This is a genomic window from Pseudomonas sp. URIL14HWK12:I12 (genome assembly GCF_003097135.1).
Classification (GTDB): Bacteria; Pseudomonadota; Gammaproteobacteria; order Pseudomonadales; family Pseudomonadaceae; genus Aquipseudomonas.
Map to the genome: position 1 here is coordinate 448,370 of NZ_QEQL01000002.1, position 17,904 is coordinate 466,273.

General features: G+C 60.5%; 15 protein-coding genes. 11 read left to right on the plus strand and 4 right to left on the minus strand.

Annotation, left to right across the window (positions count from 1 at the left end; genetic code table 11):
- The first annotated feature begins 30 nt into the window (after nt 1–30).
- From tig to F474_RS09265, 11 genes are all read left to right on the plus strand, one after another.
- Entirely contained in the window at nt 31–1,365 is a 1,335-nt protein-coding gene (gene tig, locus F474_RS09215; protein WP_097085443.1) for a trigger factor, read from the plus strand.
- A gap of 91 nt (nt 1,366–1,456) precedes the next feature.
- Nucleotides 1,457–2,095: an ATP-dependent Clp endopeptidase proteolytic subunit ClpP gene (gene clpP, locus F474_RS09220; RefSeq protein ID WP_097085442.1), complete on the plus strand. Its 639-nt coding sequence runs from the start codon at nt 1,457–1,459 to the stop codon at nt 2,093–2,095.
- 105 nt (nt 2,096–2,200) lie between these two features.
- On the plus strand, nt 2,201–3,481 hold the full coding sequence (gene clpX / locus F474_RS09225) for an ATP-dependent Clp protease ATP-binding subunit ClpX (RefSeq protein WP_097085441.1): 1,281 nt from the start codon (nt 2,201–2,203) through the stop codon (nt 3,479–3,481).
- A 188-nt stretch (nt 3,482–3,669) separates the two neighbouring features.
- Nucleotides 3,670–6,069 (plus strand): endopeptidase La, encoded by a 2,400-nt coding sequence (lon, locus tag F474_RS09230; RefSeq protein ID WP_097085440.1) that lies wholly within the window; start codon nt 3,670–3,672, stop codon nt 6,067–6,069.
- A gap of 150 nt (nt 6,070–6,219) precedes the next feature.
- Complete coding sequence (locus tag F474_RS09235) at nt 6,220–6,492, plus strand: HU family DNA-binding protein (RefSeq protein ID WP_097085439.1); 273 nt, start codon at nt 6,220–6,222, stop codon at nt 6,490–6,492.
- A gap of 172 nt (nt 6,493–6,664) precedes the next feature.
- The gene (locus F474_RS09240; RefSeq protein ID WP_097085438.1) at nt 6,665–8,539 is read left to right on the plus strand and encodes a SurA N-terminal domain-containing protein; all 1,875 of its coding nucleotides are present in this window, start codon (nt 6,665–6,667) and stop codon (nt 8,537–8,539) included.
- A gap of 193 nt (nt 8,540–8,732) precedes the next feature.
- On the plus strand, nt 8,733–9,635 hold the full coding sequence (gene cysM, locus F474_RS09245) for a cysteine synthase CysM (RefSeq protein WP_097085437.1): 903 nt from the start codon (nt 8,733–8,735) through the stop codon (nt 9,633–9,635).
- Entirely contained in the window at nt 9,635–11,008 is a 1,374-nt protein-coding gene (gene rlmD, locus F474_RS09250) for a 23S rRNA (uracil(1939)-C(5))-methyltransferase RlmD (protein WP_097085436.1), read from the plus strand. Before cysM ends, rlmD begins: the two co-directional genes overlap by 1 nt.
- 72 nt (nt 11,009–11,080) lie before the next feature.
- Nucleotides 11,081–13,327, plus strand: a complete 2,247-nt coding sequence (gene relA, locus F474_RS09255) for a GTP diphosphokinase (RefSeq protein ID WP_097085435.1) — start codon at nt 11,081–11,083, stop codon at nt 13,325–13,327.
- 10 nt (nt 13,328–13,337) lie between these two features.
- A complete protein-coding gene (gene mazG, locus F474_RS09260; RefSeq protein ID WP_097085434.1) occupies nt 13,338–14,171 on the plus strand; it encodes a nucleoside triphosphate pyrophosphohydrolase in 834 nt (277 codons plus the stop codon).
- A 39-nt stretch (nt 14,172–14,210) separates the two neighbouring features.
- Nucleotides 14,211–14,750, plus strand: a complete 540-nt coding sequence (locus F474_RS09265) for a DUF2058 domain-containing protein (protein ID WP_097085433.1) — start codon at nt 14,211–14,213, stop codon at nt 14,748–14,750.
- 89 nt (nt 14,751–14,839) lie between these two features.
- Here the strand turns inward: F474_RS09265 and F474_RS09270 are convergent, their stop codons facing one another.
- The 4 genes from F474_RS09270 to purM all read right to left on the minus strand — a co-directional run bounded on the left by F474_RS09270 (nt 14,840) and on the right by purM (nt 17,707).
- A complete protein-coding gene (locus tag F474_RS09270) occupies nt 14,840–15,019 on the minus strand; it encodes a hypothetical protein (protein WP_097085432.1) in 180 nt (59 codons plus the stop codon).
- A 257-nt stretch (nt 15,020–15,276) separates the two neighbouring features.
- Nucleotides 15,277–15,987 carry a DUF3108 domain-containing protein gene (locus tag F474_RS09275; protein ID WP_097085431.1) on the minus strand — a complete coding sequence of 237 codons (711 nt, stop codon included), beginning with the start codon at nt 15,985–15,987 and terminating at the stop codon, nt 15,277–15,279.
- 8 nt (nt 15,988–15,995) lie between these two features.
- The gene (gene purN, locus F474_RS09280; protein WP_097085430.1) at nt 15,996–16,649 is read right to left on the minus strand and encodes a phosphoribosylglycinamide formyltransferase; all 654 of its coding nucleotides are present in this window, start codon (nt 16,647–16,649) and stop codon (nt 15,996–15,998) included.
- Nucleotides 16,649–17,707 carry a phosphoribosylformylglycinamidine cyclo-ligase gene (gene purM / locus F474_RS09285; protein WP_097085429.1) on the minus strand — a complete coding sequence of 353 codons (1,059 nt, stop codon included), beginning with the start codon at nt 17,705–17,707 and terminating at the stop codon, nt 16,649–16,651. The genes purN and purM overlap by 1 nt, the downstream gene beginning before the upstream one ends.
- Between the last annotated feature and the right edge of the window lie 197 nt (nt 17,708–17,904).

Below are 17,904 nucleotides of genomic sequence, written 5' to 3' on the forward strand. Positions count from 1 at the left end.
CGGCTAACGTCTGTGCAACGAGGAATATCCATGCAAGTTTCTGTTGAAAACACTTCCGCGCTCGAGCGCCGCATGACGATCGGCGTGCCTGCCGAACGCATCGAGACCGAAGTCAACAAGCGTCTGCAACAGACTGCCCGTCGCGCCAAAGTGCCAGGCTTCCGCCCTGGCAAGGTGCCCATGAGCGTGATCCGTCAGCGCTACGAAGACTCCGCTCGTCAGGAAGCCCTGGGCGACCTGATTCAGGCGACCTTCTACGAAGCCGTGGTCGAGCAGAAGCTCAACCCAGCCGGTTCGCCTTCAGTCGAGCCCAAGGTGTTCGAGAAGGGCAAGGATCTCGAATACATCGCTACCTTCGAAGTGTTCCCTGAGTTCACCGTTTCGGGCTTCGAGTCCATCAAGGTCGAGCGCCTGAGCGCTGAAGTTGCCGATGCAGACCTCGACAACATGCTCGAAGTGCTGCGCAAGCAGAACATCCGCTACGAGGGCGTCGACCGTGCTGCTCAGGACGAAGACCAAGTGAACATCGACTTCGTTGGCAAGGTCGACGGCGAGACGTTCCAGGGTGGTTCGGCCAAAGGTACCCAGCTGGTACTGGGTTCCGGCCGTATGATTCCTGGTTTCGAAAGTGGCTTGGTCGGTGCGAAGGCTGGTGAAGAGCGGGTCCTGAACGTGACCTTCCCCGAGGACTATCAGAACCTTGACCTGGCCGGTAAGGCTGCCGAGTTCACCGTGACCGTCAACACCGTTTCAGCGCCAGCACTGCCGGAGCTGAATGAAGAGTTCTTCGCTCAATTCGGCGTCAAGGAAACCAGCCTTGAGGGTTTCCGTGCCGAAGTGCGCAAGAACATGGAGCGTGAACTGCGCCAGGCCATCAAGGCCAAGGTCAAGAACCAAGTCATGGACGGTCTGATCGCCAACAACGCTGTCGATGCTCCCAAGGCGCTGCTGGGCAACGAAGTCGATCGCCTGCGCGTTCAGGCGGTTCAGCAGTTCGGTGGCAACATCAAACCCGAGCAACTGCCAGCCGAGCTGTTCGAAGAGCAGGCCAAGCGCCGTGTGGTGCTGGGCCTGATCGTCGCCGAGGTGGTCAAGCAGTTCGATCTCAAGCCTGATGAAGACCGCGTGCGCGAGCTGATCCAGGAAATGGCTTCGGCGTACCAAGAGCCCGAGCAAGTCGTGTCGTGGTACTACAAGAACGAGCAGCAGCTGAACGAAGTTCGCTCGGTTGTACTCGAAGAACAAGTTGTAGATACTGTGTTGCAGAAAGCGAGCGTGACTGACAAGTCGGTTTCTTATGAAGAGGCAGTCAAGCCGGCCCAGGCCCCTGAAGCCGACGCCGAAGCCGACACCGACGCGAAGTAATACCGCAGGGCGCTTCGAAACTCACATAAGCCAGCCTTCGTGCTGGCTTATGCGTATTCAAGACATGACTAATTGGGAGCGAGTGCAGGACATGTCCCGCGATTCTTATTTTCAGAACTCTGACATCCAGGCCGCTGGCGGCCTGGTCCCGATGGTTATCGAGCAATCGGCCCGCGGTGAGCGTGCCTACGACATCTACTCGCGCCTGCTCAAGGAGCGAGTGATCTTCCTGATTGGCCCGGTCGAAGACTACATGGCCAACCTGGTTGCCGCGCAGTTGCTCTTCCTTGAAGCGGAGAACCCGGACAAGGATATCCATCTGTATATCAACTCCCCGGGCGGTTCCGTTACCGCTGGCATGTCGATCTACGACACCATGCAATTCATCAAGCCTGATGTATCCACTACCTGCATTGGCCAGGCGTGCAGCATGGGCGCTTTCCTGTTGGCCGGTGGTGCCGCGGGCAAGCGTTACTGCCTGCCCAACTCCCGCGTGATGATTCACCAGCCGTTGGGCGGTTTCCAAGGCCAGGCTTCGGACATCGAAATCCATGCCAAGGAAATACTGCACATCCGTGCGCGCCTGAATGAAATTCTGGCTCACCACACTGGCCGTACCTTGGAAGAGATTGAGCGAGACACCAATCGCGACAACTTCATGAGCGCGGCTCAAGCGGCCGAATATGGCCTGGTGGATTCGGTGATCGACAAGCGGCAAATGCCCGCCTGACCTGCGCGGCCCGCCGCGGCGGGCCTTGCGCACCATCAGCGGGGTTGAAAAACCCCGCGATTGCCTTCATCTTGTGTTTCAAGCCTACCGGATTGGATCGATCGAATGACTGACACCCGCAACGGCGAGGACAACGGCAAACTGCTTTATTGCTCCTTCTGCGGCAAAAGCCAGCATGAAGTGCGCAAATTGATTGCCGGCCCCTCGGTCTTCATCTGCGACGAGTGCGTCGACCTGTGCAACGACATCATCCGCGAGGAGGTGCAGGAAGCCCAGGCCGAGAGCAGTGCTCATAAGCTGCCCTCACCCAAAGAAATCAGCGGCATCCTTGACCAGTATGTCATTGGCCAGCAGCGTGCAAAGAAGGTGCTCGCCGTAGCGGTTTACAACCACTACAAGCGCCTCAACCAGCGCGACAAGAAAGGCGATGAGGTCGAACTCGGCAAGAGCAACATCCTGCTGATCGGGCCTACCGGCTCGGGCAAAACCTTGCTGGCCGAGACCCTAGCACGCCTTCTGAACGTGCCGTTTACCATTGCCGACGCTACTACGCTGACCGAAGCCGGTTACGTGGGCGAGGACGTGGAAAACATCATCCAGAAGCTGCTGCAAAAGTGTGATTACGATGTAGAGAAAGCCCAGATGGGCATCGTCTATATCGATGAAATCGACAAGATTTCGCGCAAGTCCGACAACCCTTCCATCACCCGCGATGTTTCAGGTGAGGGTGTTCAGCAGGCGCTGCTCAAGCTGATCGAGGGTACGGTGGCTTCCGTTCCGCCCCAGGGTGGGCGCAAGCACCCACAGCAGGAATTCCTGCAGGTCGATACTCGCAATATTCTCTTCATCTGCGGTGGCGCGTTCTCTGGCCTTGAAAAAGTGATCCAGAATCGCTCCACCAAGGGCGGCATCGGGTTTGGTGCTGAAGTTCGCAGCAAGGAAGAGGGTAAGAAAGTCGGCGACTCGCTACGCGAAGTCGAGCCGGACGACCTGGTCAAATTTGGTTTGATTCCCGAATTTGTAGGGCGGCTGCCGGTCTTGGCAACGCTCGATGAGCTCGACGAAGCGGCCCTGGTGCAAATCCTGACCGAGCCGAAGAATGCGCTTTCCAAGCAGTACGCCAAGTTGTTCGAAATGGAAGGCGTGGATCTAGAGTTCCGTAGCGACGCGCTTAAGTCAGTGGCACTCAAGGCGCTGGAGCGCAAGACCGGAGCCCGTGGCCTTCGGTCCATCCTCGAGGGCGTGTTGCTCGACACCATGTACGAAATTCCTTCGCAGAAGGACGTCAGCAAGGTGGTGATCGACGAGAGCGTAATCGAAGGTACATCCAAACCGCTGCTGATCTATGAGAGCGAGCCGCAAGCCAAGGCCGCCCCTGACGCATGAGCGCCAGGGCGTGCCATTAAAGGCTGCGAAGCGAACTAGGGGCCTGCAAGGCCCCTTTTTTGTTTATACGGCCATTGGCTCTTTGGGAAAAACGCGGCCATGCTTGTTTTTTTTGAGGCCGGCCCCACATAGAGCCTCATGTATTTTTACCATCCGTTCGCGGCCACCGGCCGCCGAGAGGCGAAACCATGAACAACACCATTGAATTGCCTCTGCTGCCACTGCGTGATGTGGTCGTTTATCCTCACATGGTGATCCCGCTGTTCGTGGGTCGGGAAAAGTCGATCGAGGCCCTTGAAGCCGCGATGACCGGCGAGAAGCAGATTTTACTGCTGGCGCAGCGTAATCCTGGCGATGATGACCCAGGCCAGGATGCGTTGTATCGCGTAGGCACCGTGGCAACTGTTCTGCAATTGCTCAAGCTGCCCGATGGCACCGTCAAGGTACTGGTCGAGGGCGAGCAGCGGGGTGCGGTCGAGCGCTTCAAGGAGCAGGACGGTCATATCCGCGCCGAAGTCAGCTTGATCGAGGAAACCGAGGCTGCCGAACGTGAGTCCGAGGTGTTCGTACGCAGCCTGCTGTCCCAGTTCGAGCAATACGTTCAACTGGGCAAGAAGGTCCCGTCCGAGGTATTGACCTCGCTGAACAGCATCGATGAGCCGGGGCGCCTGGTCGATACCATGGCAGCGCACATGGCATTGAAGATCGAGCAGAAGCAGGAAATCCTGGAGATCGTCGAGCTTTCCACGCGGGTTGAGCGAGTGCTGGCGCTGCTGGATGCCGAGATCGACCTGCTGCAGGTGGAAAAGCGCATCCGCGGCCGCGTCAAGAAGCAGATGGAGCGTAGCCAGCGCGAGTACTACCTCAACGAGCAGATGAAGGCCATCCAGAAGGAGCTCGGCGACGGCGAGGAAGGTCACAATGAAATCGAGGAGCTGAAAAAGCGCATCGATGCTGCCGGCCTGCCCAAAGATGCCCTGGCCAAAGCCCAGGCCGAGCTCAATAAGCTCAAGCAGATGTCGCCGATGTCCGCTGAAGCCACCGTGGTGCGCACCTACATCGACTGGCTGGTGCAGGTACCCTGGAAGGCGCAGAGCAAGGTCCGGCTGGATCTGGAGCGTGCCGAAACCATCCTTGACGCTGACCACTACGGCCTTGAAGAGGTCAAGGAGCGCATCCTCGAATACCTCGCCGTACAAAAACGGGTGAAGAAAATTCGTGGGCCGGTGCTGTGCCTGGTGGGGCCGCCCGGTGTCGGCAAAACATCGCTGGCCGAGTCCATCGCCTCGGCTACCAACCGCAAGTTCGTGCGCATGGCGCTGGGTGGTGTTCGTGACGAGGCTGAGATTCGCGGGCACCGTCGTACCTACATCGGCTCGATGCCTGGCCGTCTCATTCAGAAGATGACCAAAGTGGGTGTGCGCAACCCGCTGTTTCTGCTCGATGAGATCGACAAGATGGGTAGCGACATGCGTGGGGACCCTGCCTCGGCGCTGCTTGAGGTGCTCGACCCCGAACAGAACCACAATTTCAATGACCACTACCTGGAAGTCGACTACGACCTTTCGGATGTGATGTTCCTGTGCACCTCCAACTCGATGAACATCCCGCCCGCGCTGCTGGACCGGATGGAAGTGATCCGCTTGCCGGGTTATACCGAGGATGAGAAGGTCAACATCGCCATCAAGTACCTTGCGCCCAAGCAGATCAAGGCCAACGGCCTGAAGAAGGGTGAGCTGGAGATCGGTGAGGCGGCCATCCGCGACGTCATCCGCTATTACACCCGTGAAGCAGGCGTACGCGGGCTTGAGCGCCAGGTGGCGAAGATCTGCCGCAAAGTCGTCAAGGAACACGCCGCCAGCAAGCAGTTCTCGGTGCATGTGACGCCGGAGTCCCTCGAGCACCTGCTAGGGGTACGCAAATTCCGCTATGGCCTTGCCGAACAGCAGGACCAGGTCGGCCAGGTAACGGGCCTTGCCTGGACACAGGTAGGTGGTGAACTGTTGACCATCGAGGCGGTCGTAGTGCCAGGTGGTAAAGGGCAGCTTATCAAGACGGGCTCTCTGGGCGATGTGATGGGCGAGTCGATCACTGCCGCGCAGACCGTGGTACGCAGCCGGGCCCGTAGCCTGGGTATCGCGTTGGACTTCTTCGAGAAGCGCGACATCCACATTCACATGCCCGAAGGTGCCACACCCAAGGATGGTCCGAGTGCGGGGATCGGCATGTGCACCGCGCTGGTATCGGCCTCGACAGGTATTCCAGTGCGCGCAGATGTGGCGATGACCGGGGAAATTACACTCCGTGGGCAGGTGCTGGCGATTGGCGGGTTGAAGGAAAAATTGCTCGCCGCCCACCGGGGTGGGATCAAGACAGTGATCATTCCGGAAGAAAATGTCCGGGACCTGAAGGAAATTCCAGACAATATTAAGCAAGATTTGCAGATCAAGCCCGTTAAATGGATTGACGAAGTCCTGCAGATTGCGCTGCAATACGCGCCGGAGCCCTTGCCGGATGTGGCTCCGGAGATCGTCGCGAAGGAAGAAAAGCGCGATGGCGACGCCAAGGAGCGGGTGAGCACGCATTAAAGGTTTTGCGGTAAACCGGAGCTTCCTTGACAGATTTTTCGAGCACTTGATATAAAGCCGCCCATTCTGTCGATTGCAGCTCCGGAAATAGATCCACTGCGTCGAATACATATTTAGAAATAACTCAATAGAGATATAAGGGGACTTAGAGTGAACAAGTCGGAACTGATCGATGCCATCGCCGCATCCGCTGATATCCCGAAAGCTGTTGCAGGCCGTGCGCTGGATGCGGTCATCGAATCGGTCACTGATGCCCTCAAGAACGGTGACTCCGTAGTGCTGGTCGGTTTCGGTACCTTCCAGGTCAAGGAGCGCGCCGAGCGCACTGGTCGCAATCCGCAGACTGGCAAGCCGATCAAAATCAGCGCCGCCAAGATTCCGGGCTTCAAAGCGGGCAAGGGCCTGAAAGACGCGGTCAACTGAGTCAGGCCGGCCAGGCCCCGGGCCTGGCAGCGGAGGCGGCCTAGGCCGTGTGGGGTGGTTCCGAAAGCACTCGCTCCGCGAGTTACCAGAAGGCGCATCCAGACGGGATGCGCCTTTTTCATATCCGGATTCTGGGCGACGGCCATGATGCGCTGTCGTTTCTGGGGGAAGCATGCTGCAAAACATCAGGGACAATTCACAAGGGTGGATTGCCAAGACCATCATCGGCCTCATCGTCGTGCTGATGGCGCTGACCGGCTTCGAGGCGATATTCCGGGCAGCCAGCCACAGCCAGGATGCTGCCAAGGTCAATGGTGATGAAATTACCCAAGCCGATCTCAGCCAAGCGGTAGAAATGCAAAGGCGCCAGCTCATGCAACAGCTGGGCAAGGATTTCGACCCCGCATTACTGGATGAGAAGCTGCTTCGTGACGCAGCGCTCAAAGGCCTGATCGACCGCAAGCTGCTCTTGCAGGGCGCCCAGGATGCCAAGTTCTCCTTCTCGGAGGCTGCACTGGACCAAGTGATCCTGCAGACGCCTCAGTTCCAGGTCGACGGGAAATTCAATGCCGATCTGTTCGACCAGCAGATCCGCCAGATGGGTTTCACCCGCCTGCAGTTCCGCGACATGCTGCGCCAGGAAATGCTCATCGCCCAGGTGCGCGCCGGTCTTGCCGGTAGCGGTTTCGTGACCGACGCCGATGTAGAGGCCTATGCGCGCCTCGATAAGCAGTCCCGCGACTTTGCCACCGTGACCTACAAGGCCGATGCGGCCGTTCAGAAGGTCAGTGATGACGAGGTCAAGGCCTACTACGACGCCCACGCCAAGGAGTTCATGAGCCCTGACCAGGTGGTGATCGACTATGTGGAGCTGAAAAAGTCCGCGTTCTTCGACAAGGCCACGGTCAGCGACGAGGCTATCGCCGAGCAGTATCAGAAAGAAATTGCCAACCTGGCCGAACAGCGCGATGCCGCGCACATTCTGGTAGAGGTCAACGACAAGGTCAGCGATGCTGAGGCCAAGGGCAAGATCGAAGCGATCGCCGCGCGTATCGCCAAGGGCGAGGATTTCGCAACCGTTGCCCGTGAGACATCTCAGGATTCAGGCTCGGCGCAGAAAGGCGGCGACCTGGGTTATGCCGGCAAGGGCGTTTACGACCCGGCGTTCGAAGAGGCGCTGTATAGCCTCAAGCAGGGCGAGGTGTCACAGCCTGTGCGCAGCCAGTTCGGTTGGCACCTCATCAAACTGCTGGGCGTACAGGCGCCGAAGGTGCCTACCTTGGCCAGCCTGAAAGACAAACTCACACGCGAACTCAAGAGCCAACAGGTCGAGCAGTTGTACGTGGATGCCGCCAAGAAACTCGAAGACTCGGCGTTTGAAGCTTCGGACCTCTCGCAGCCTGCGCAAGAGCTGGGCCTGAAGGTTCAAACGTCGCAACCGTTCGGCCGCGATGGAGGCGCAGAAGGCATCACTGCCAACCGCCAGGTCGTGCAGGCGGCTTTCGCCCCGGAAGTACTGGATGAAGGCGCCAACAGCAATGCTATCGAGCTCGACCCGGACACCACGGTGGTGGTGCGCGTGAAGGAGCACCGCAAGCCTGAGCAACTGAGCCTGCAGGCGGTCACCGAGCCCATCCGCAAGGAACTGGCCCGTGAAAAAGCTGCAGACGCGGCCAAGGCCAAAGGTGATGCGTTGATCGCCGGCCTGCGTGACGGCAAGACCAGCCTGGCCGCAACCCAGGATGGCCAGGCGTGGAAGGTCGTGGAAGCGGCCAGCCGTAGCCAGGACGGTGTGGACCCTAAAGTGCTGCAACAGGTGTTCCAGATGCCCAAGCCTGCCGAGAAAGGCAAGCCCACCTACGCCGGTGTCAACTTGAACGACGGCAGCTATGTGGTCGTGCGCCTGAACGGTGTCAACGAAGGTCCAGCTCCTAGCGCAGAGGAGAAGGCCCACTATCGGCAGTTCTTGGCCTCGCGCCATGGCCAACAGGATTTCGCCGCTTACCGCAAGCTGCTCCAAGAGCAGGCCAAGATCGAGCGTTACTGATCACGGCCTTTCTACCCAGGCCGCTTCAGCTCACGCTGAGGCGGCCTTTTTATGGGCCATGAAAAGGCATGCGCATAGCGACAGCGGTGGCCTTATTCCACAAAGACATAGCGTGTGCACATTCGGTGATAGGGGCTGTGGACGTTTGCCGGTATGATAGGCGCCCTCCGAATTCCGGAATTGCGAACACGCCATGACTTTGCAATACCCCACCATCGCCGACTGCATCGGCAACACTCCGCTGGTGCGCCTGCAGCGCATGGGCGCTGGCACGAGCAACACACTGTTGCTCAAGCTTGAGGGCAACAACCCAGCGGGTTCGGTGAAAGACCGCCCGGCGTTGTCAATGATCGACCGTGCCGAAGCGCGCGGCCAGATCGCCCCCGGCGATACCCTTATCGAAGCGACGTCGGGTAATACGGGCATCGCCCTGGCCATGGCTGCCGCAATCAAGGGTTACAAGATGATCCTGATCATGCCAGACAACTCTACCGCCGAACGCAAGGCCGCAATGGCGGCCTACGGGGCCGAGTTGATCCTGGTTACCCGCGAGCAGGGCATGGAGGGCGCCCGCGACATGGCCGACCGCATGCAGCGAGAGGGTCGCGGCAAGGTGCTCGACCAGTTCGGCAACGGTGACAACCCGGAAGCCCACTACCGGGGCACGGGCCCCGAGCTTTGGCGGCAAACCGCAGGCAGCATCACTCATTTCGTCAGCTCCATGGGTACCACGGGTACCATCATGGGCAACTCCCGTTACCTCAAGGAACAGAACCCGGCCATTCAGATCATCGGCCTGCAGCCAGTTGAGGGGGCGTCGATTCCCGGCATCCGTCGCTGGCCAGCCGAGTACCTGCCCCGCATCTTCGAGGCGGAACGAGTCGACCGCATCATCGACATGGGGCAAGCCGAAGCGGAGGATGTCACCCGCCGGCTGGCGCGCGAGGAGGGCATTTTCTGCGGGGTTTCGTCTGGTGGCGCTGTCGCTGGAATGTTGCGCCTGAACCAGGAGCTGGAAAACGCCGTGATCGTTGCGATCATCTGCGACCGCGGTGACCGCTACCTGTCCAGCGGCCTTTTCGACGCGAGGGCCTGATGGCACGGCGTTCCAGCAGCGGCCTGCGATTTCAACCGGCCGGTGGCAGCCGCGCTCCCCAGGTGCCAGTGGGCAAGAAAGCGCGCCTGAGCATCGAGCGCCTGGCCGGTGATGGCCGTGGCATTGCCTTCCACGAGGGGCGCACCTGGTTCGTGCTCGGCGCCTTGGCAGGCGAAGAGGTCGAAGCACGCGTGCTCGGCGCCCAAGCGAAGGTGGTCGAAGCGCGTGCCGAGCGCGTGCTCAAGGCCAGCGACCTGCGCCAGCGGCCCGCCTGCCAGCACGCTGGCCACTGTGGCGGGTGCAGCGTGCAGCATATGCCCCACTCTGAACAACTGGCGTTCAAGCAGCGCCAACTCGCTGAGCAGTTGCAGCGGGTCGCAGGTGTCGAGCCTCTGCAATGGGCGCCGCCGCTGGTCAGCCCCGCCTTCGGCTACCGGCGACGGGCCCGGGTAGCGGTGCGATGGGACCCCAAGGCGGGGCGACTCGAGGTGGGCTTCCGCGCCAGCGCCAGCCAGGCCATTGTGGCGCTGAACGAGTGCCCCGTACTGGTACAGCCCTTGCAGTCCATTCTGTTGGACTTGCCCGAGGTTCTGGCCCGTCTGGGCAGGCCTCAGGTCATCGGCCACGTCGAGCTGTTCAAAGGCACTGCTGTCGCAGTACTGGTGCGCCATGTGGCGCCGTTGGCCGAGGCCGATCTTGCGCTGCTGAAACACGCGTGCGAGCGCTGGCAGGCTCAGCTGTGGTTGCAAGGGGAAGGCGCGCCTTGCGCGCATGATCCTGGCGCAAGGCTAGGCTTCGTGCTGGAGCCTTGGGCATTGGAGTTGGCTTGGCGGCCAGGCGACTTCGTTCAAGTGAACGCTTCCATCAATGATGCAATGATCGCTCAGGCACTGGAATGGTTGGCGATCGAGCCGGGCGAGCGGGTTCTGGATCTTTTCTGCGGCTTGGGGAATTTTTCCTTGCCGTTGGCGCGTGCCGCAGCCAAGGTAGTTGCAGTAGAAGGCGTGCAGGAAATGGTCGAGCGCGCACGCGCCAACGCCCGGGCAAATGGCCTGGAGAACGTTGAAGTGCACCGGGCTGACCTCGCCGCGCCGCTTGTCGATGCTGGATGGGCGCGCGATGGTTTCGATGCGGTGTTGCTTGACCCGCCCCGGGAAGGGGCCTTCGAAGCAGTGCGTGGGTTGGCTGGTTGCGGTGCTCAGCGGCTGGTTTATGTGTCATGCAACCCGGCCACGCTGGCACGGGATGCAGTTGAATTGCTCAAACAGGGTTATCGTTTGCACAGGGCCGGGGTGCTCGACATGTTTCCTCAAACCTCCCATGTCGAGGCCATGGCGTTATTCGAGAAGCGCCGGGATGCGCGGATGATCTGACCGGCCCTGGTAGCCACCGGGCCGGTGAATGTCGGCAAGGCCGCACGCCTTGCCGTAGGGAAGGTAAGCGACATGGTACAGGTGAGAGCAGAGCAGCCGATCAATACCGACGGCAGCATCAACCTCGATGCGTGGCTCGATCATATCGTCAGCGTCGACGCGGCCCTGGACCGCGAGGCGCTCAAGCTGGCCTGCGAATTCACCCGCAGCCTAGACCAGCAGGACCCGTCGGCCAAGGAAAGCTGGGCCGATGGCACTTCCAGCTTCCAGGCCGGCCTGGAAATGGCCGAGATCCTGGCCGACCTCAAGCTCGACCAGGATTCGCTGGTCGCGGCGGTGCTCTATCGCTCTGTGCGCGAAGGCAAAGTGTCCATTGCCCAAGTGGGTGAGCTTTTCGGGGCCGTGGTTGCCAAGCTGGTCGATGGGGTGCTGCGCATGGCGGCTATCAGCGCCAGCCTCAGCCCCCGCCAGTCGGCGGTGCTGGGGACGCAGGTGCAGGTAGAAAACCTTCGCAAGATGCTGGTGGCGATGGTCGACGACGTACGCGTTGCCTTGATCAAGCTAGCCGAGCGCACCTGCGCTATCCGCGCGGTCAAAGGCGCCACCGAGGAAAAGCGCCAGCGCGTGGCGCGCGAAGTGTTCGACATCTACGCACCGCTGGCCCACCGCCTGGGCATTGGCCACATCAAGTGGGAGCTCGAAGACCTTTCGTTCCGGTATCTGGAGCCTGACCAGTACAAGCAGATCGCCAAGTTATTGCATGAGCGGAGGCTGGACCGCGAGCGCTTCATCAATGACGTGATGGGCCAGCTTCGCACCGAGCTGCATGCTACGGGTGTGCACGCCGACATCAGCGGGCGTGCCAAGCACATCTATTCGATCTGGCGCAAAATGCAGCGCAAGGGTCTTGAATTCAGCCAGATCTACGACGTTCGCGCGGTGCGGGTGCTGGTGCCTGAGGTTCGTGACTGCTATACCGCCCTGGGGATCGTGCACACACTGTGGCGTCACATTCCCAAAGAGTTCGACGACTACATCGCCAACCCCAAGGAAAACGGCTACCGCTCCCTGCATACGGCTGTGATCGGCCCTGAGGGCAAGGTGCTGGAGGTGCAGATCCGCACCCAGACCATGCATGAGGAAGCAGAGCTGGGCGTGTGTGCCCATTGGCGCTACAAAGGCACTGACGTCAAGTCCAGCTCCAGTCACTACGAGGAAAAAATCTCCTGGTTGCGCCAGGTTCTGGAGTGGCACGAGGAGCTGGGTGACATTGGCGGGCTGGCCGATCAGTTGCGCGTTGATATCGAGCCGGACCGCGTCTATGTATTCACCCCTGACGGCCATGCCATAGACTTGCCCAAAGGTGCGACGCCGCTGGATTTCGCCTATCGCGTTCACACCGAAATCGGCCATAACTGCCGCGGCGCCAAGATCAACGGGCGCATCGTACCGCTGAACTACAGCCTGCAGACCGGCGAGCAGGTGGAAATCATCACCAGCAAGCATGGCAACCCCAGTCGGGATTGGCTCAACCCCAACCTGGGCTATGTCACTACTTCGCGTGCGCGGGCCAAGATCGTGCATTGGTTCAAGCTGCAGGCACGCGACCAGAACGTCGCCGCTGGCCGTACGTTGCTCGAGCGAGAGCTGGGCCGGCTCGACCTGCCCCAGGTCGATTACGAGCGCCTGGCCGAGAAAACCAACCTGCGCAGCGCCGAAGACATGTTTGCGGCGCTGGGTGCCGGCGACCTGCGCCTGGCTCCGGTGGTCAACAGCGCCCAGCAACTGGTCGAGCCCGAGCGTCAGCCAGAGCCAGCCGACCTGATCACCCGCCGCCAGCACAGCCTGCCTCGTGGCGGCAAGCGCGGCGATATCCAGATCCAGGGTGTCGGCAACCTAATGACTCAGATCGCCGGGTGCTGCCAGCCGTTGCCGGGCGACCCGATCGTGGGCTATATCACCCAAGGCCGGGGTGTCAGCATTCACCGCCAGGACTGCGCATCGGTGCTGCAGCTCAGTGGGCGTGAACCGGAGCGCATCATCCAGGTCAGCTGGGGGCCGGTGCCGGTGCTTACGTACCCGGTAGACATCCTGATCCGTGCCTACGATCGCTCCGGCTTGCTGCGCGACGTGTCGCAAGTGCTGCTCAACGAGCGTTTGAACGTGCTTGCGGTCAATACCCGCTCGAACAAGGAAGACAACACCGCGACCATGTCGCTGACCATCGAGATCCCCGGCCTGGACGCCTTGGGCCGCCTGCTGGGGCGTATCTCGCAGTTGCCGAACATCATCGAGGCGCGTCGCCAGCGCACCACCTGAAGGAACACTGATGTACCGACTCGACGATTTGCTCTACCTGATGGCGCGCCTGCGAGACCCCGATCATGGGTGCCCTTGGGATCTGAAGCAGAACTGGGCCAGCATCGTGCCGCATACCCTCGAAGAAGCCTATGAGGTGGCCGACGCCATCGAACAGGGTGACTTCGATCAAGTGCGCGGCGAGCTAGGCGATCTGTTGTTCCAGGTGGTGTATTACGCGCAACTGGCGAGGGAGGAGGGGCGGTTCGACTTCGAGGCGGTGGTCGACGGCATTACCACAAAGCTGGTGCGCCGCCATCCGCACGTTTTTCCCACCGGCGAGCTGCATGCGCCCCTGGATACACCCAAGCTCGACGAAACCCAGGTGAAGAACCGCTGGGAAGAGATCAAGGCCCAGGAGCGTGCCGAGAAGGCCAACGCGCCTGAGCAGCTTTCGCTGCTCGACGATGTGCCCCTTGCGTTACCCGCGCTATCACGCGCTGCCAAACTGCAAAAGCGCGCCGCGACCGCCGGTTTTGACTGGCCTGAGGCCCTGCCGGTGGTTGAGAAGATTCGAGAGGAGCTGGACGAAGTCCTTCAGGCGATTGCCAGCGACAATGGCACTGCGATAGCCGAGGAGGTGGGCGACCTGTTGTTCAGCGTGGTCAACCTGGCCCGCCACCTCAAGGCCGACCCGGAACACGCGCTGCGCCAGGCCAATGCCAAATTCGAGCGCCGCTTTCGTTATATCGAGCAGGCATTGCGTGAACAGGGCCAGGCCATGGAAGATTGCAGCCTGCAGGCGCTCGATGCCCTATGGGATCAGGCAAAACGCCTGGAAAAGAACACTCCCGCGTGTGGTTGAAGCGGCCACCGCACCCTGTACGAGCAAGGTAATGAAACGATGAGCCTCTCTCTTCGCGATCAATTGTTGAAAGCCGGCCTGGTCAATCAGAAGCAGGTCAAACAAGTCAACAAAGACCAGAAAAAGCAGAAACGCCTAGAGCACAAAGGCCAGGCAGAAAAAGACGACACCCAGCAGCGGGTCGCCCGCGAAGCGGCGGCGGAAAAAGCGCAACGTGACCTGGAGCTCAACCGTCAGGTGCAGGAAAAAGCCGAGGCCAAAGCACGGGCAGCGCAGGTCAAGCAGCTGATTGAGGCCACACGCCTACCGAAGCTGACCACCGAAGACTATTACAACTTCGTCGATGACAAGAAGGTGAAGCGCCTCTCGGTCAACAGCGTGATGCGCAGCAAATTGAGCAACGGGCACCTTGCAATCGTTCATCACGGGGGCGGCTATGAGGTGGTGCCCCGCGAAGCCGCGCTGAAGATTCAGGAGCGCGATCCCAAGCGTATCGTTTCGCTCAATGATCAGGTCGAGGAAGTCGATGCAGACGATCCATACGCCGCCTACAAGATCCCTGACGATTTGATGTGGTGATCAGCTAGAGCGGTTTAGAGGAAGGCCGGCGTACCCGATGAGCGGAGCATTGTTCATCCGGCTCCGCCGGCATCCTCGATACGCAGCATTCAGCCGTGGCGTTGCTGCTCCTGCGCTTCAAGTTCCTGGCGATAGGCATCCGCCTGGCTTTCTTCATGGAAGATACCGACCAGCAAGTCCTGTTGGTACACGTCCCACAGGCGGGTGCCGGCAGCAACAGCTTCGTGTGATTTATGCGAATCGTCTCGTTCGGTTACTCGTACGGTCATTCTGAATGTCCTCCGATAACGGGTTTGCGTCAGATGTGTACACGTCTTCGTTATAGGGTTTGTTAGTCTGCTAAGTAAACCGAGCGATTTTGCAAGAGTGTTTATCTTTTCTTGAAATAATGGGAAAGCCCAGTAACGGCGCGGGGTGCGGCAGAGTGTCGCAGCCGGTTCGCTTTCGTGAACAATCGTTCATGTGCCCTCCATGAACGAAAAAACCGGGCCTGGGCCCGGTTTCAAGAGAACATTCAGCAGAGGGGTTAGCTTCCTTTGACTGCTTTTCCGTCCACCGTACCGTCCTGCAACATGATGGTGTATTCCTTACCATCGGTTTCGGTTTGTTGCAGTTGCACCAGTAGGTAATCCCAATCCTTTGCAAACCACATCACTGTGGTGCGTTTGCTCTGGCTTGGGTCGCGCACGCGCTCGACCTTGATCGCGTCGACTACACCGGCCTTGGTGGTGACTTTCTCGGAGCCCAGCACGCGGAAGTCATAAGTGTCGAGGTCGTCACCGTCGACCACCTGATAGCTCATGCTCTTCTTGCCTGCTGCGACGTCTTCCTGAAGCGCAAGCTGGTAGCTGGACTTGTCGAGCACGCCATTGTTGAGGGTCAGGTTCACCGGATCCCCTCGGTCATCGCCGGTGATTTTCTTGGCCGCCCAGTCGAAGTTGAGCTTCACGCTCTTGCTTTTGCCCATCCCGCCACGCTCATAGGCATAGCTCTGGGGCAGCACGGCGTTTTTCTCGAATTTGAAGATGCTGCTTTCGCTGAGGCTGGCAATCATCATCGAGGCTTTGAACGCGAGGGTCCAGGTGCCGTCCGGGTTTGCCTGGAGGCTTCGCTCGGCGCTACCGCTCATGGGCAGTTGTTTCCAGTCGGCGGTGTAGTTGGCGCTGAAAGGCTTGAGGTCAGCGGCCTGGGCCAGGGGCGCGAGAAGCGCGCAGGCAAGTAGCAGGGCACGACGCATAGGTTCTCCTAGTGGCGTATCACATGGCCGCTGGCGGGGAGGGGGTTGGCGTCAAGTTGCACGCTACCGTTGCTGGCCAACTGCAAACGGCCTTCGGCGAACCACCGCACCGCCAGTGGGTAGATCTGATGTTCCCGGGCATGCACCCGTTGCGCCAGGCTGCCTGGCGTATCGTTGGAGTCTACCGGGACGACCGCCTGTAGGACCAGAGGCCCCCCATCGAGTTCCTCGGTAACGAAGTGCACGCTGCAGCCATGCTCGGCATCGCCTGCTTCCAGCACTCGCTCGTGAGTGTGCAAGCCCTTGTAGAGCGGCAGTAGCGAGGGGTGGATGTTGAGCAGGCGGCCATGGTAGTGGCGCACGAAGCCAGGGGTCAGGATACGCATGAAGCCAGCCAGCACTACCAGATCAGGTTGGTGCTCGTCGATGGCTGCGATCAGGGCACTGTCGAAGGCTTCACGGCCTTCGTATTGGCGATGGTCAAGCACCGCAGTGGCGATGCCTGCTTCGCGAGCGCGCACCAGGCCGTAGGCATCTGCCCGGTTGGAGACCACTGCGCGCACGCGCGCCGGATTGCCGGCGTGGCGCGTGTCGTCGATCAGTGCCTGCAGATTGCTGCCGGTGCCGGACAGCAGCACCACCACATTACAAGGCTGGGGCATCAGTGCGCCTTGAGGTTCTGCAGCTCGACCTGGGCAGCACCGGCAGCGGCCGGTGCGATCTGGCCGATTACCCAAGGCTGCTCGCCGGCTGCGCGCAGTACCTGCAGCGAGCGCTCGACGTCTGCCTGGGCGACGCAGATGACCATGCCGACGCCGCAGTTGAGTACGCGGTGCATTTCGGTTTCATCAACGTTGCCCTGCTGTTGCAGCCAGTCAAATACCGCCGGGCGCTCCCAGCTGGCCACGTCGACCACTGCCTGTGCGCCCTCGGGCAGCACGCGCGGGATGTTGTCGAGCAGGCCGCCGCCGGTGATGTGGGCCATGGCCTTGACTGCGCCGGTCTGCTTGATCAGTTGCAGCAGCGGCTTGACATAGATGCGGGTGGGGGCCATCAGCAGATCGGCCAATGGCTTGCCGCCCAGCTGAGTGGTTTCGACGTCGGCACCGGACACTTCGATGATCTTGCGGATAAGCGAGTAGCCGTTGGAATGCGGGCCGGAGGAGGGCAGTGCGATCAGCGCATCGCCGGCAATGACCTTGGAGCCATCGATGATCTCGGCTTTTTCGACCACGCCTACGCAGAAGCCTGCGAGGTCGTAGTCGTCGCCTTCATACATGCCGGGCATCTCAGCGGTTTCACCGCCCACCAGCGAGCAGCCGGCCAGTTCGCAACCTGCGCCGATGCCGGTGACTACGGTGGCCGCGGTGTCGACGTTGAGCTTGCCGGTGGCGTAGTAGTCAAGGAAGAACAATGGCTCGGCACCGCAGACCACCAAGTCGTTCACGCACATGGCGACCAGGTCCTGGCCGATGCTGTCGTGCTTGTTCAGGTTCAGCGCCAGGCGCAGCTTTGTGCCCACCCCGTCGGTGCCCGAGACCAGCACCGGCTGCTTGTAGCCAGCAGGGATCTCGCACAGCGCGCCGAAGCCGCCCAGCCCGCCCATCACCTCGGGGCGTGCGGTCCGCTTGGCCACGCCCTTGATGCGTTCGACCAGTGCTTCGCCGGCGTCGATGTCTACACCGGCGTCCTTGTAGCTCAGGGAGGGTTGCTTGCTCATGATCAAGGCCTATAGAAGGGGGCGTTCGAAGAAAAAGTACCGTGCCACCGCCTCGGGGCAGTGCCCGCTGGCAGCGAGGCAGGCTCGGTCTGTGAAGGCGCGCGATTCTAACAGGCTTGGCTCGGAGCGACCACCGCCGGCTTAGCTTCGGGGGGGTAGCCTTTGTACAAAAGTTTTGTTGGCGGGGCTGAATGTTT

Bases quoted from the DNA above. Each gene is read 5' to 3' on its own strand.
- F474_RS09275 (WP_097085431.1), bottom strand. From the start codon at position 15,987: ATGCGTCGTGCCCTGCTACTTGCCTGCGCGCTTCTCGCGCCCCTGGCC.
- purM (WP_097085429.1), bottom strand. From the start codon at position 17,707: ATGAGCAAGCAACCCTCCCTGAGCTACAAGGACGCCGGTGTAGACATC.
- clpP (WP_097085442.1), top strand. From the start codon at position 1,457: ATGTCCCGCGATTCTTATTTTCAGAACTCTGACATCCAGGCCGCTGGC.
- mazG (WP_097085434.1), top strand. From the start codon at position 13,338: ATGTACCGACTCGACGATTTGCTCTACCTGATGGCGCGCCTGCGAGAC.
- F474_RS09240 (WP_097085438.1), top strand. From the start codon at position 6,665: ATGCTGCAAAACATCAGGGACAATTCACAAGGGTGGATTGCCAAGACC.
- relA (WP_097085435.1), top strand. From the start codon at position 11,081: ATGGTACAGGTGAGAGCAGAGCAGCCGATCAATACCGACGGCAGCATC.
- cysM (WP_097085437.1), top strand. From the start codon at position 8,733: ATGACTTTGCAATACCCCACCATCGCCGACTGCATCGGCAACACTCCG.
- rlmD (WP_097085436.1), top strand. From the start codon at position 9,635: ATGGCACGGCGTTCCAGCAGCGGCCTGCGATTTCAACCGGCCGGTGGC.
- tig (WP_097085443.1), top strand. From the start codon at position 31: ATGCAAGTTTCTGTTGAAAACACTTCCGCGCTCGAGCGCCGCATGACG.
- F474_RS09265 (WP_097085433.1), top strand. From the start codon at position 14,211: ATGAGCCTCTCTCTTCGCGATCAATTGTTGAAAGCCGGCCTGGTCAAT.
- purN (WP_097085430.1), bottom strand. From the start codon at position 16,649: ATGCCCCAGCCTTGTAATGTGGTGGTGCTGCTGTCCGGCACCGGCAGC.
- lon (WP_097085440.1), top strand. From the start codon at position 3,670: ATGAACAACACCATTGAATTGCCTCTGCTGCCACTGCGTGATGTGGTC.
- clpX (WP_097085441.1), top strand. From the start codon at position 2,201: ATGACTGACACCCGCAACGGCGAGGACAACGGCAAACTGCTTTATTGC.
- F474_RS09270 (WP_097085432.1), bottom strand. From the start codon at position 15,019: ATGACCGTACGAGTAACCGAACGAGACGATTCGCATAAATCACACGAA.